This is a genomic window from Mucilaginibacter pedocola, from assembly GCF_002013915.1.
Lineage (GTDB): Bacteria > Bacteroidota > Bacteroidia > Sphingobacteriales > Sphingobacteriaceae > Mucilaginibacter > Mucilaginibacter pedocola.
The window spans coordinates 400,776-414,173 of record NZ_MBTF01000012.1 but is presented as its reverse complement, the minus strand read 5'-3'; the positions used below and the strand labels follow the sequence as shown (position 1 = coordinate 414,173).

General features: G+C 48.3%; 9 protein-coding genes. 3 read left to right on the top strand and 6 right to left on the bottom strand.

Annotated elements, in window-relative coordinates; translation table 11 throughout:
* Positions 1 to 9: 9 nt before the first annotated feature.
* The gene (locus tag BC343_RS14170; RefSeq protein WP_078348448.1) at positions 10 to 1,923 is read right to left on the bottom strand and encodes an AMP-dependent synthetase/ligase; all 1,914 of its coding nucleotides are present in this window, start codon (positions 1,921 to 1,923) and stop codon (positions 10 to 12) included.
* Between the two features lie 862 nt (positions 1,924 to 2,785).
* On the opposite strand from BC343_RS14170, the gene BC343_RS14165 reads away from it, so the two are divergent.
* A complete protein-coding gene (locus tag BC343_RS14165) occupies positions 2,786 to 4,462 on the top strand; it encodes a GH39 family glycosyl hydrolase (protein ID WP_078348447.1) in 1,677 nt (558 codons plus the stop codon).
* A 4-nt stretch (positions 4,463 to 4,466) separates the two neighbouring features.
* Here the strand turns inward: BC343_RS14165 and BC343_RS14160 are convergent, their stop codons facing one another.
* From BC343_RS14160 to BC343_RS14140, 5 genes are all read right to left on the bottom strand, one after another.
* Positions 4,467 to 5,219 carry a DUF2625 domain-containing protein gene (locus tag BC343_RS14160; RefSeq protein ID WP_202909789.1) on the bottom strand — a complete coding sequence of 251 codons (753 nt, stop codon included), beginning with the start codon at positions 5,217 to 5,219 and terminating at the stop codon, positions 4,467 to 4,469.
* Positions 5,220 to 5,286: 67 nt separating this feature from the next.
* The gene (locus BC343_RS14155; RefSeq protein WP_078348446.1) at positions 5,287 to 8,556 is read right to left on the bottom strand and encodes a S41 family peptidase; all 3,270 of its coding nucleotides are present in this window, start codon (positions 8,554 to 8,556) and stop codon (positions 5,287 to 5,289) included.
* Between the two features lie 296 nt (positions 8,557 to 8,852).
* The gene (locus BC343_RS14150) at positions 8,853 to 9,179 is read right to left on the bottom strand and encodes a HesB/IscA family protein (RefSeq protein WP_078348445.1); all 327 of its coding nucleotides are present in this window, start codon (positions 9,177 to 9,179) and stop codon (positions 8,853 to 8,855) included.
* Between the two features lie 89 nt (positions 9,180 to 9,268).
* Positions 9,269 to 9,682 (bottom strand): Fe-S cluster assembly scaffold IscU, encoded by a 414-nt coding sequence (iscU, locus tag BC343_RS14145; protein WP_067059246.1) that lies wholly within the window; start codon positions 9,680 to 9,682, stop codon positions 9,269 to 9,271.
* 110 nt (positions 9,683 to 9,792) lie between these two features.
* Positions 9,793 to 11,004, bottom strand: a complete 1,212-nt coding sequence (locus BC343_RS14140) for an IscS subfamily cysteine desulfurase (RefSeq protein ID WP_078348444.1) — start codon at positions 11,002 to 11,004, stop codon at positions 9,793 to 9,795.
* A gap of 100 nt (positions 11,005 to 11,104) precedes the next feature.
* Between BC343_RS14140 and mce the strand changes: the two genes are divergently transcribed.
* Positions 11,105 to 11,506, top strand: coding sequence for a methylmalonyl-CoA epimerase (gene mce, locus BC343_RS14135; RefSeq protein ID WP_078348443.1), 402 nt, complete (start codon positions 11,105 to 11,107; stop codon positions 11,504 to 11,506).
* Between the two features lie 383 nt (positions 11,507 to 11,889).
* On the top strand, positions 11,890 to 13,278 hold the full coding sequence (locus BC343_RS14130) for a right-handed parallel beta-helix repeat-containing protein (RefSeq protein ID WP_162276873.1): 1,389 nt from the start codon (positions 11,890 to 11,892) through the stop codon (positions 13,276 to 13,278).
* Positions 13,279 to 13,398: the final 120 nt, after the last annotated feature.

Here is a 13,398-nt window from a genome sequence, read left to right as displayed (position 1 = left end):
CTTTTGGTGTTAATCTGCCTCTGTTTCCTGTAAATAAAGGTCGTCTATTGCTTCTGCGTATTTCTTCTCTATCACCTTGCGTTTGGCTTTCATGGTAGGGGTTATTTCGCCTTCTTCCATGCTGAAGGGCACGCGTTTTAGTTTGAAATTTTTAATACGCTCGAATTTGGCCAGTTCGTTAGAGTATTTCTTTACGTCCTGGTTCACCCAGTCGATAATTTCCTGGTCGTTTATAAAAACATCGGGTTTCTCGAAGTAATCGTTACCCAGTTTAAAGGTTTCCTGTAGCAGTTCGCGGCTTGGTACCAGTATGGCTGTGATGTATTCGCGTTTGTCGCCCAGTAAAAATACATGCTCTATCTTAGGGCTTTTCAGGTAGGTGTTCTCTACTGGTGTTGGGTAAATGTTTTTACCATAAGCATTCACCAGCATGTTCTTCAGCCTGTCGGTAATTTGCAGGTTGCCTTTGTAAAAGCGGCCAATATCGCCAGTATGGAACCAGCCCTCGCTATCTATAACCGCAGCGGTTTCTTCGGGTTTGCGCCAGTAGCCTTTCATTACGCAATGCCCGCGAACAATGATCTCGCCTTCTTCCGATGTAAAATCGGGCTTAAAGTTATCGTGCGTTTGTATGGTGTATATTTTCTTGGTGTCCACATTTTGTATGGCCACCTCAATGCCGGGGATAATGCGGCCCACGGTACCAATGATGATGCGGTCGTTTTCGGTTACGGCCATTACCGGCGAGGTTTCGGTAAGCCCGAAGCCTTCGAGCACCTTTACACCTATATCGCCAAAAAATGCGCCGATGTTTTTGGGCAGCGCACCACCGCCCGATACCAGTATTTTAAGCCTTCCGCCTGTCTTCTCCTTTATTTTACTAAATACCAGTTTATCGGCCAGTTTATGTTGAGTGCCCAATACCAGGCCGGGGTTTTTGCCTTCTTCATGCGCCTCGCGCACTTTTTTGCCCACTTCCATGGCCCAGGTGAAAATTTTTGTTTTCATGCCCCCTGCAGATAAACCATTCTTCATGGCCTTATCATGTATGCGCTCCAACAGGCGCGGTACGCAGCACATCACGGTAGGTTTTACCTCCATCATGTTCTTGGCCAACAGTTCCAGGCTTTGGGCAAAGGCTATGGTGCAGCCCTTGTTCAGGCAGATGTAGTATGTGGCCATGCGCTCGAAAACGTGCGACAGCGGCAGGAACGACAGGAACAGATCGGTGTTTTCGATGACCGGTATCTGCACTAAACTCCAGCGCACGTTTTGGGTGAGGTTGCTATGCGTAAGCATTACACCTTTTGGCGTGCCTGTAGTGCCCGATGTATAAATGAGGCAAGATATATCCGAAGGCAAAATAGCCTCGCGTGCGGCATTGATGGCGTGGGTTTGCTTGCCCACCAGCGCCAGCCCTTCTTCTATCACTTTTTTAAAGCCGATAACCCCGGCATTGAGGCTAAGCTTATCGCTGAACTTTTCGAAATCGTCAAAAGCAGGAATAATGCGGATAAGCGAACTCACATTATTGGCAACCTTCAGCACCTTGCGGAACAGGAAGGGGTTGCCGCAAAGGATGGTACGCGCTTCCGAATCGTTCAGGATGTATTCTACCTCCGCCTCCGAAAGGGTGGGGTATATGGAAGTATTTACCGCGCCTATTTGCTGCAGGGCCTGGTCGTAATAAACATAGTCGGGGCCGTTCTCGATGATGAGGGCCAGCCGGTCGCCTTTTTGTATACCGATATCAAGGAACCAGGCCGATATGGCGTCGATCTTTTCGAGGGCCTCTTTGTAGGATATTTCTACCCAGGTATCCTTCACTTTGTGCATCATGAAGGTGTGGGTATCGGGGTGTATATTGGCCACAACGTTCCGGATAAGGCCCGGTACGGTTGGTTGCTCGGCAATAATATTCATTAAGATCAAATCAGGTTTATACTAAAACAAAGCTAAATTAATTTTGAGAATAAAACCAACAGGGAATTTTGGAAGAGCATTACGTTTAACACACCCCTAACCCCTCTCAAGAGGGGAACTATAGTTTGCGAGGTGCGCGCAATTGTTGCAGCTAAAAATTCCCCTCTAGAGAGGGGGCGCGAAGGAAAGCGCGGCTGCAGGGGTGTGTTAGCCCGCTTTGCCTATCCGCTTTGCATTAACGCTAACACACCCCTAACCCCTCTCAAGAGGGGAACTATAGTTTGCGAGGTGCGCGCAATTGGTGCAGCTAAAAATTCCCCTTTTGAGAGGGGGCGCGAAGGAAAGTGCGGCTGCAGGGGTGTGTTAGTCCGCTTTGCCTATCCGCTTTGCATTAACGCTAACACACCCCTAACCCCTCTCAAGCGGGGAACCATAGTTTGCGAGCTGTGCGTAATTGGCGCAGCTAAAAATTTCCCTCTTGAGAGGGGGCGCGAAGGAAAGTGTGGCTGCAGGGGTGTGTTAGCCCGCTTTGCAGATTCGCTTTGCGTTAACCCTAACACACCCCTAACCCCTCTCGAGAGGGGAACTATAGTTTGCGAGGTGCGCGCAATTGGTGCAGCTAAAAATTCCCCTCTTGAGAGGGGGCGCGGAGGAATGTGCGGCTGCAGGGGTGTGTTAGCCCACTTTGCATTAACGCTAACACACCCCTAACCCCTCTCTCCGAAGGAGTCCTATGGACAAGAGGGGAACCATAGTTTGCAAGCAAAAGTTCTTCTCTCCAAGGAAAATTTTCTTTAATTGTGATTTCAACACTTATAATATCCTGTAAATTTTCTACATTGTTGCCTCGTCGAAACCAATTATGAAAAAGCTTTTCTGCCTGCTAATACTCTGCATGTTATGCGTTAAAACCTACGCGCAAAAAACACCTGCATCCATCAATGTAAACCTTAACCGCGATTTAGGCAAGATGCGGCCGATATGGGCATGGTTCGGGTACGATGAACCGAATTATACGTACATGAAGGATGGGCGTAAACTCCTCAGCGAACTTGCCGGCTTAAGCCCTGTACCGGTTTACGTCCGCGCGCATAACCTGCTCACCACCGGCGACGGTACGCCGGCGCTAAAGTGGGGCTCCACTAATATTTATACCGAAGATGCCGACGGTAAACCCATTTACAATTACCGCATAGTAGATAGTATTTTTGATACCTATGTAAAACGGGGCATGAAACCGCTGGCGCAGATAGGTTTTATGCCTAAGGCGCTGTCTACGCACCCCGAGCCCTATCAGCACAACTGGAAACCGGGTATGCGCTACGAAGTCATTGAGACCGGCTGGGCCTACCCGCCAAAAGATTATAAGAAATGGGGCGAACTGGTATACCAATGGGTAAGCCATTGTGTTGAGCGCTACGGAAAAAAAGAGGTAGAAACCTGGTACTGGGAGGTATGGAACGAAGCGAACGGCGCTTACTGGAAAGGGACGCCTGCCGAGTTTTATAAACTGTACGACTATGCCGCCGATGGCGTGAAACGTGCGCTGCCAACTGCCCGCATAGGTGGCCCAAATGTAACAGGCGGCGGCGAAAAATGGCTCGACGGATTTTTACGCCATTGCCTTACCGATACCAATTACGTAACCGGCCGCATCGGCTCCCCGCTGGATATGGTTTTGTTCCATGCCAAGGGTGCGCCGCGGGTGGTGAACGATACGGTGGTAATGAGCATCAAGAGGCAGTTGAATGATATTGCCGGGCATTTTAAAAAGATAAACTCTTTTGATAAACTAAAGAATATCCCCATCATCATTGGCGAATCGGACCCGGAAGGTTGCGCAGCCTGCGGTATGAGTACCAACCCCGAGAATGCTTACCGTAACGGTACCATGTATTCGAGCTATACGGCTGCGTCGTTCGCGCGGGTGTACGAATTGATGGATCTCTATAAAATGAATTTGATAGGGGCAGTAAGCTGGTCGTTCGAGTTTGAGAACCAGCCTTGGTTCGCCGGTTTCCGAGACCTGGCAACAAATGGTGTAGATAAGCCTGTACTGAACGTTTTCCGGATGCTTGGCAGGATGAAGGGCAACAGGGTAGAGGTAAGCGGTAATCGCATGTACCCGCTGCAAACCATACTCGATTCGAGCATACGCGGCCCGCAAAGCGATATTGGCGCAATAGCCGCAACCGACAAAAAACTAATAAATGTGATGGTGTGGAACTATGCCGACAAAGACAAGCTGGACGAAACCGAACTGGTAACCATCAATCTCTCGGGCCTGAATAAAAAGGCAAAACGGCTCAAACTTATCCAATACCGTATCGACGAAAACTACAGCAACTCCTACACCGCCTGGAAAGAAATGGGCTCACCCGCATCCCCTTCGCCCCAGCAGGTAGAAGAACTGGAGCAAGCCGGCCGTTTGAAAATTGCAGGACACCCTAAAGTACTATTCGCCAAAGGCGGGAAGTTAAGTACCATCATTAATATGCCAAGCCAGGCGGTGGCATTATTGAAGTTTACTTACGATTAATTATTTATTGCTTATTATGAAGTTGCTTTATGAAGTCCATATTTAGGCTGTATTGTTCCTCAACAGGAACCGCTTTTCGGCTCGATCTCAGAATGTCTTTGCCTTCTTTGGTCCAGGCGGGCGGATAGAAATTATAAACCCGTGATCCATTTAACTGGCTTACATCTTGTTCCCAATTCTGCCAGCGTGTGCCCTCGTAAAACCCATTTAAGTTACCGTTGAAACAAAAGTCAAGGAAATCGGAATAGCCGCGTTCGAGAGATTCCCATTCTAAGTTATCGGGAGAAAGATAATATACCATTCCTACGTCTTTGCCTAAGGCGCCGGAATTTATGGCGAAAAAGCCACCAATTGCATCGTCTCCTATGAGCAAGAAACCCGGTTGTTCGCCATACTCTTTAAAGGTTTTGCCTTTGTTCCAACTCATAAGAGTTCTTGGTAGTTTATCGCAACCTGAACCTAATAAGCGTATCCAGCCATTGTCGACCATAACACCACCTGTGAAATAAACTATTGCGCCCATTAACGAATGTGTGGTCACCTGCGTTTGGTGCAGTGCTTCTATTGCATTGGCATGGTTGACAGGCAGTAGCTCTACTTTATTTTTTGCCGAAGCAGCCATTTGTTTTACAATGTCCCAACCGGAGGTGTCTGCTGTGAGGGTTTCTATAGTACGCATTTTGTTTTGGGCGAATCCTGTTAAAGCAATTATCTGAAATAAAACAAATATCGTTGTGATCTTAAGTATAGGTTTCATGCACTAAATATACACGTATCTATTAAAAGCGAAAGGCCCCAAGATCGGGGCCTTTTGCTTTTTTATTTTATTGCTGATACTTAAAAGATTTATCCGGGAACTTCGGCACTGCTACCTTTTCTACCGGGTGTTCCTTTATTTGTTGCTGCAAGTATTTCAAGGCAGCATCCAGTTGGGCGTCTTTACCTTTGTAGCTTTCGTAGGGGAGGTTATCTACTTCTATATCCGGTTCCACGCCGCGGCCTTCTATCAGCCATTTGCCTTCGGGGCCAAAAACGCCCATTTCGGCGGCGCTGGCTATACCGTTGTCTACCATCGTATTATCTGACGATAGCCAAATTTCGCCGCCCCAGGTGCGCATGCCTATTACCTTGCCCAGGCCCAGCCTGCGGAAGCCTTCGCTAACGGCCTCGCCGTCGGATGCAGTTTGCTGGTCGCAAAGTAGTACCATGTGGCCACGGAATGCGTACTGCATATTCCAGGTAGGCCCGCCGGTGCGGCCCTGCCAATACATCCATGCCTTGCGCAACAGTTTTTCGAGCACCCAGCTATCAATGTTACCACCAAAGTTCTGGCGCACATCCAGTATCAGCCCTTTGCGGTTGAAGATGGGGTAAAACTGTTTCACAAAATCGTCCATATCGCCGCCCCCCATGGCTTTCAGGTGTATGTAGCCTATATCATTATTGCCGGCGCTATCTACTTTCAGCCTGCGCGAATATTCCCATTCGCCGTAGCGCAGGTTATAATCATCGCGCGAGGAAATGGGTTTCACCACCTGCTCGTAGCTTTTTTTGCCTTTATCTAACAGGGTAAGCTTCACGGGGATGTTCACTTTGTTGGCCAGTAGTTCACCCACATTTGCCACATCTTTTAGGGGTACGTTGTTCACTTCGGTAATTACATCGCCTTCTTTTATGCGCAGTTCGGGTTTTGCCAGGGGCGATGAAAAATCATAATCCGGGTCCGATTTGTAGATATGCCCGATAGCAAAGCCGTTGGCTGTTTTATTAAGGGAGGCGCCCAGCAAGCCGGTCTGCGTCCTATCGGGCGAGGTGCGTTTATCACCGCCATAAACAAAGGTGTGCAGGGCTGATAGTTCGCCCACCATTTGGCTCAGCAGGTCGTCAAGTTCGTAGCGGTCGGTTACGCGTGGCAATAGGGGCTCGTATTGTTTTTTAACGGATGCCCAATCAACCTTGTGCATATCGCGGTCGTAAAAATAATCGCGCATCATACGCCAGGCATCGTTAAACATCTCCTCCCAATCTTTGGGCGGGTCTATGGCAAAGCTCCAGTTGTTCAGTTCTACTTTGGCCTTATCCATATCTACCTTGCCGCCATCGGCATCGGCAATGGCCAGGTTCTTATTGGTGTAGCTTATCAGTATTTTTTTGCCATTGGCCGATACATCAAAACCACCCACGCCCGATGCTACCTCGGTAGGTGTTTGCTTTTTGCTTTCGGCTATCTTCAGCGCAAATATTTTGCCGCCCTCGTTGTCGCCGCCGGCGTCGCCCATATCCAGCCAGTATAGGTAGCCGTTGGCCACGTTCAGGTTAATGAGGTTGCCGCTTTTTACAGGTGTTTTATACAAAGCCTTTTGCGCGGCCGCCCAATCGTAAACTACGGCGGGTGCAACGGCAGGCTTTTTCTTACTTACGGTTTTTGTTTTAGCAACGCCTTGCTTATCAACCGTGGTAAATACCGAATCCGTCAGCCACGAATCTGTTTGCAGGAAAGGGAATTTAGCAGCCGTATCCAGTGCCATGGCATAGATATTCACCGTGTTGGTATAATACGGCTCGGGTTGCCTTGGCCCCCATGGTGAGGTAACTATCGAGTGCAGGTTACGCTCGCTCAAAAAGTATAGCCATTTGCCATCGGCCGTCCACGCGGGGTTATAGCTGCTGAGGCGGGTGGTGGTAACGGCGGTCATCTTCATGCTGCGGGTATCTATCACGCTTATCTGCGCGTTCAGGTTCTCCAGGTTTTGCGAGATGTTAAGGAAAGTGCTGTTAGGCGACCACGACAATTCGTTTATCCCTGCATACGCATTTTTATACTCAAATTTGATATCGCCTGTAGCAGCTTCGGCAATCCGCAGGGCATCGTTCTTATCATTATAGGCTATGTATTTACCATTTGGCGATACCGCGAACGAAGAGATAATTACCTTGCTGCCTTTGGTAAGTTGCTTGGCTTCGCCGCTGCCGTCGGCATTTACTTTCCATATTTCGTATTCGCCGCCTTCGTCAGATAGTACGGCAATGCTTTTATCATCAATAAAATGTACATCCTTTACGCGGATACCGCTTTTGCGGGTTATCTCCACCCAGCGGTCGCTTTTGGCAGGAGATACGAACAAACGGCCGCGGCTAACAATTGCCACGTAAGTACCCTTTGGCGAAAGCGCCGAGTAGGTAATACTGTTCACCGGGCTTTTTATCCATTTTGCCTTACGCTGGTCGAAATCCGATGCAAGGCTAATGTTCAATAGTTTTTCGGCATTCGCGGCGATGTCGTATATCCAAATGTCGGCACCTTTCTGGTACACTATCTTCGAACCGTCGATAGCAGGCGTTTGCAGGTCCCATCCTTTGGAGAAGGTTTGTTGCTTCACGTTCTTACCATCTTTATCTGCCGACCAGATGTTCATGGTGCCATCCCTGTCCGAAAGGAAGTAAACCCTGCCGTTATAATACATAGGGTTAGTGCTGGTACCTTCAAAATCGCCGGTGATGGCTATGGCTTCGCTCTTGCCATCGAATTTCCATATCTGCTCTATCAGTCCGCCTTTGTAGCGTTTGGTTTTGCTGCCCTGGTTGGGGAAACGGGTGAAGTATAACACGCCCGCCTCATCGTACGAGCCGATGGAGGCCTGCCACAAAGGGATAGTTTCGGTTTTGAGCGTTACAGGGTCGATTTTTATGAGTTGAGGCTGGGGGAGGGCGGTATGGGCCTCGCTACGGTACAGTATTTTGCCGTCGGCCGTCCAGCCCGAAATAAGCAGTCCGCTGCCCAGGCTGTAGGTAAGCCTGCGTGGCACGCCGCCGTTTATATCCATTAAGTAAATTTCTGAAACACCTTCGTACTGGCCGAGGAAGGCCACCTGTTTTCCATCAGGCGAAATAGCCGGGTTTTGCTCCACACCATCGTTGGTTGTAAGGCGGGTACTCAGGCTGGTGCCGGTGTCGTACTTCCACAAATCGCCTTCGGCGGTGAACACCACAGTGTTGCCATGAAGGGCGGGTGTGCGGTAATAACCTTTTTGCTGGGCAAAGGAAAATGATGCGCAAAACAGGGCGCAAAATGTTAATAAGGGCTTGATAGGCATTGTTTTAAGATTGATGCCCTAAGATATGGAAATGCGGGGAGGGAAGCAAATGTGGCAAATTATGTAGCCTGTTTTGTTGCGCGACGCCCGTGGGTTGAAACCCACGGCTACAATATTTGCCGAGGCTACGCCTCTATTGGGCGGGTGATAGTTAGGTGTGTTTATAGTCGCGTAGCGACGAATCATTTTGTAGCCGTGGGTTTCAACCCACGGCGGGTTACGCCGGGCGATATAGCCAGTTTAAACAAAAAAGGCCCCGCAAGCGGAGCCTTTTAATATTGTTAGCAAACAGTGTTTTAAACCGAGAAGCTTTCGCCGCAACCGCAGGTGCGGGTAGCATTTGGGTTGTGGAAGTTGAAGCCTTTGCCGTTAAGGCCGTCGCTGAAATCGAGTTCGGTACCGGCAAGGTACAGGAACGATTTCATGTCTAAAGCCATGCGTACGCCTTTGTCTTCAAAAAACTGGTCGCCTTTTTTTTCTTCGTTATCAAAATCGAGGTTATACGACAAGCCCGAGCAGCCGCCACCCTGAACAGATACGCGCAGGAAGTAAGAGGCATCAAGCCCGCTATCCTGCATCAGGTTATCTATTTTCGATTTTGCTTTATCTGTTACTGTTACCATGGTAGTGAATGGTTGCTTAAGTGAGTGGTGAGTGGTTGCTGAGACGGTTAAAACTATTCTCTATTCAACTACTCTCTACTCACTAACAATTAGTGATGCGATTTTTCAAGCGCGATTGGCTCCATGCCGTTTTTCACGCGGAAATCGTTGATAGCTGCTTTGATAGCATCTTCTGCCAATACCGAGCAGTGAATTTTCACCGGTGGCAGGGCAAGTTCTTCTACGATGTCCATGTTATCTATCTTCATGGCATCATCTACGCTTTTGCCTTTAAGCCATTCGGTAGCCAATGATGACGATGCGATAGCCGAACCGCAACCAAATGTTTTGAATTTTGCATCGGTGATGATGTTGTTATCATCAACCTGTATTTGTAAACGCATTACGTCGCCGCACTCCGGTGCGCCAACCAAACCTGTACCCACTTTGTGGCTGCTTTTATCAAGCGTACCCACGTTGCGGGGGTTGGTGTAATGGTCGATAACTTTATCTGAATAAGCCATTTTCTTAATGTTTGCCCCCTAACCCCCTGAAGGGGGAATAGAAGTTGTTTATGTATTTTATTCTTTGATCAATTTATTCTTGCTCCCCCTTCAGGGGGCCGGGGGGCGGCTTAGTGTTCCGCCCACTCTATCGAGTTAAGGTCGATGCCTTCTTTAAACATCTCCCAAAGTGGTGATAGCTCGCGCAGGTGGGTAACCGCTTTTTTGGTTACTTCTACAGCGTAATCAACTTCCTCTTCGGTTGTGAAACGGCCAAGGCCGAAACGGATAGAAGAGTGAGCCAGGTCGTCAGACAAGCCTAAGCTTTTCAATACGTACGATGGCTCTAACGATGCCGAAGTACAAGCCGAACCTGAAGATACCGCTAAATCCTTCATGGCCATCATCAAACCTTCACCTTCTACGTATTTGAAAGAGATGTTGGCTACGTGTGGCAAGCGGTGGTCAACGTTACCGTTAACATAGCTTTCTTCCAGCACGGTTAACGCGCTTTGCAATTTGTCGCGCAGGGCAGATAAACGTTTTGCTTCGCTTTCCATTTCCTGGCCGGCAATTTCGCAGGCTTTACCCAAACCAACTATGCCCGGTACGTTCAAGGTACCCGAACGCATACCGCGCTCGTGGCCACCACCGTCCATTTGGGCGGTAACTTTAACCCTTGGGCCTTTGCGGCGAACGTATAATGCGCCAACACCTTTAGGTCCGTACATTTTGTGAGCCGATAGAGCCAGCAGGTCAATACCATCAGCGTTAACATCTACCGGTATTTTACCAACTGCCTGGGTTGCATCTGTCATGAACAGGGCACCGTATTTATGGGCAATGGCAGCAATGTCTTTAACGGGCTGTATAACACCTATCTCGTTGTTACCATACATGATTGAAACCAGGATGGTCTCTTTAGTCATGGCAGCTTCCAATACTTCAAGGTCAACCAAGCCGTCTTCTTTCACGGGCAGGTAAGTAACCTTACCACCAAGTTTTTCAACGTGTTTGCAAGCGTCTAAAACGGCTTTATGTTCGGTAACCGCGGTGATGATGTGGTTACCTTTATCTTTATACATTTCAAACACGCCTTTAATGGCCAGGTTGTCAGATTCGGTAGCACCCGAAGTAAAGATGATCTCTTTTTCGGAAGCGCCAATCAGTTTGGCAACCTGTTCGCGTGCGTAATCAACGCCTTCTTCGGCTACCCAGCCAAAGTGGTGGTTACGGCTGGCCGCGTTACCAAATTTTTGAGTAAAATAAGGTATCATAGCTTCCAGTACCCGCGGGTCCATGGGGGTAGTAGCGTTGTTATCTAAATAAATTGGGATGTTCATGGTCAAGAATTAACATTACAAATATACGCAAAGTTTTACTTTTACACTTTGTGCGTGCTATAAAATACGCAGCTGCGCCAATAATTTACAATATTTGGACATGAACAAGATAGAGCACATCGGCATTGCGGTAAAGGATATGGCGGAAGCTAAAAATACTTACGAACTGCTGCTGGGTACGGTTGCCTATAAAACCGAAGCAGTGCCATCGGAAGGCGTGAATACGGTGTTCCTGCAAAGCGGGCCCAATAAAATAGAACTGCTGGAAGCCACCTCGCCCGATAGCCCCATAGCCAAATACCTGGAGAAAAGGGGAGAGGGTATACATCACATTGCTTTTGATGTAGATAATATTGAAGCCGAAATGGCACGCCTAAAAGCCGAAGGTTTTGTTCTGCTGAATGATGTACCTAAGCGAGGGGCGGATAATAAACTGGTTTGCTTTGTGCACCCGAAGACGGCTAATGGCGTGTTGGTGGAGTTGTGCCAAAGTATTGGTTAGCAGTTTGCAGTGGGCAGTTTGCAGTGGGTAGTTAGCAGTTTGAATTCGTTCGTATCAGGTAAATCTTTCAATCAAGCGCATCATGGTTCAGGCAAAACGCGATAGGGATAGGAGCGGAAACCCCACAGCCGCGGAAGCCTATGTGAGGGAAAGGGCGAGGAGTTGCAACGTATAGCCCGGCCCGCAGGGATCGCCATAATTATTCTTTAAGTAAAACCTTCCCGCTTATTTTTAGTTACATGTTAGAACAACAAATTCCCAAAACGCGCGTATAAGTACCCGGTTGTGAAATATTTTACTTTGATATAGCTAAATATTGTATTTTGTAAAGCCTTTTGCAACAGGTGTTTGATACGGCGGGAATGAAAAAAACTACTTACATAATGCGTGGAATAGCTTTATTAATGATGGTATCATCGTTTACGATGTGCGCCAAAAAAATAGATGTTACCACCACGCCAACTACCAAGCCGGGCGAGGTTGCCGTTGTTGATACCGCTAAAGAAACTACCTCGACACCCTCTACGCCTCCAACTACGCCAACAACTCCGACCGCCACGTATACAATAAAACCTACCGACTGGCAGTTTGATGGGGCGAAAGTTCCTGCAGGTGCCGTTATATACATTCCGGCGGGTACACGTAGCTCGTTGCTTATAAAAAACTTAAAAGGCAACCCCGAAGCACCCATAACCATTGTTAACCAAGGGGGGCAGGTGCATATTGATGTTGCCTCAACGGCGTCTTACGCGTTTAAAACCACCAACTGCCAGTTTTTTAAAGTACTGGGCAACGGCGTTTCGTCCGTAAAATATGGTATTAACCTGAGTGGTGGCAATATAGGTGTAACGTTCGACGACCTGAGTACCGATTTTGAGGTGGCTAATATTGAGGTACGCAATTGCGCTTTCGCCGGTATTATGGCTAAAACCGACCCCAGCTGCGATGCTGCCACCCAGCGTGGGCATTTTACCATGGCCAATGTAAAGGTACACGATAACTATGTGCACAAAACAGGCGGCGAAGGGTATTATATAGGCAACTCGTTTTATAAAGATGGAGTTTCGCTTAGCTGCGGCAGGGTGATGCCCCACGATGTGCTTAACCTGAAAGTATATAACAACGTAGCCGATTCTACCGGTTGCGAGGGTATACAGGTGGGCGCCGCTATTTCGGGTGCCGAGGTCTACAATAATACGGTAACTAACCCCGGCCTGTCGCCATTTGCCAGTGGGCAAAACAATGGCATACAGCTTGGCGAGGGCACAGGTGGCAAATGCTACAATAATCTGATAAAAAATGCGCCCGGCAATGGTATTATATTGCTTGGGCTGGGCGATAACCTGCTTTACAATAATATTATCATCAGCGCGGGCGGGCACGGCATTTTTGCCGATTCGCGGTACACGCCGGGGCCTAACTTCCAGTTTATTAATAATACCATCATCTCTCCGGGGCAGGACGGCATTAAATTAAACTCGGAAACCATACCAATGAATACGGCGATAAATAACCTTATTATTATCACCGGCTCGGGCACGGCCATTAACCGCATGAGCCGCAACGTAAAACTCACCAGCCTGAATAATTATACCGGCCGCGATATCAGCGCGGTTAAATTTGTAGACTTTGCCGGCGGCGATTACCGCTTGCAACCCGGCTCGCCATTGTTAGGCGCCGGTGCTTTGGTGCTTACCTACGGCATCACCCTGGATTTTTATGGTAAGCAGCGCAGTGGCAGCACTGCTGTTACTATTGGCGCTACCGAATAAGGCACTGCAATTCCTTCGCTTTGCTGCTTAATTCCCCGGCTGTTTAGTTGCGGTAATATTGGCTTTTTGCTGCCAATTCAACTACTGCTAAATTTTATTTCTAACACGCTGTATGTGTGG

Coding starts and splice junctions, on each gene's coding strand:
- BC343_RS14170 (WP_078348448.1), bottom strand. CDS start 1,923: ATGAATATTATTGCCGAGCAACCAACCGTACCGGGCCTTATCCGGAAC.
- BC343_RS14165 (WP_078348447.1), top strand. CDS start 2,786: ATGAAAAAGCTTTTCTGCCTGCTAATACTCTGCATGTTATGCGTTAAA.
- BC343_RS14160 (WP_202909789.1), bottom strand. CDS start 5,219: ATGAAACCTATACTTAAGATCACAACGATATTTGTTTTATTTCAGATA.
- BC343_RS14155 (WP_078348446.1), bottom strand. CDS start 8,556: ATGCCTATCAAGCCCTTATTAACATTTTGCGCCCTGTTTTGCGCATCA.
- BC343_RS14150 (WP_078348445.1), bottom strand. CDS start 9,179: ATGGTAACAGTAACAGATAAAGCAAAATCGAAAATAGATAACCTGATG.
- iscU (WP_067059246.1), bottom strand. CDS start 9,682: ATGGCTTATTCAGATAAAGTTATCGACCATTACACCAACCCCCGCAAC.
- BC343_RS14140 (WP_078348444.1), bottom strand. CDS start 11,004: ATGAACATCCCAATTTATTTAGATAACAACGCTACTACCCCCATGGAC.
- mce (WP_078348443.1), top strand. CDS start 11,105: ATGAACAAGATAGAGCACATCGGCATTGCGGTAAAGGATATGGCGGAA.
- BC343_RS14130 (WP_162276873.1), top strand. CDS start 11,890: ATGCGTGGAATAGCTTTATTAATGATGGTATCATCGTTTACGATGTGC.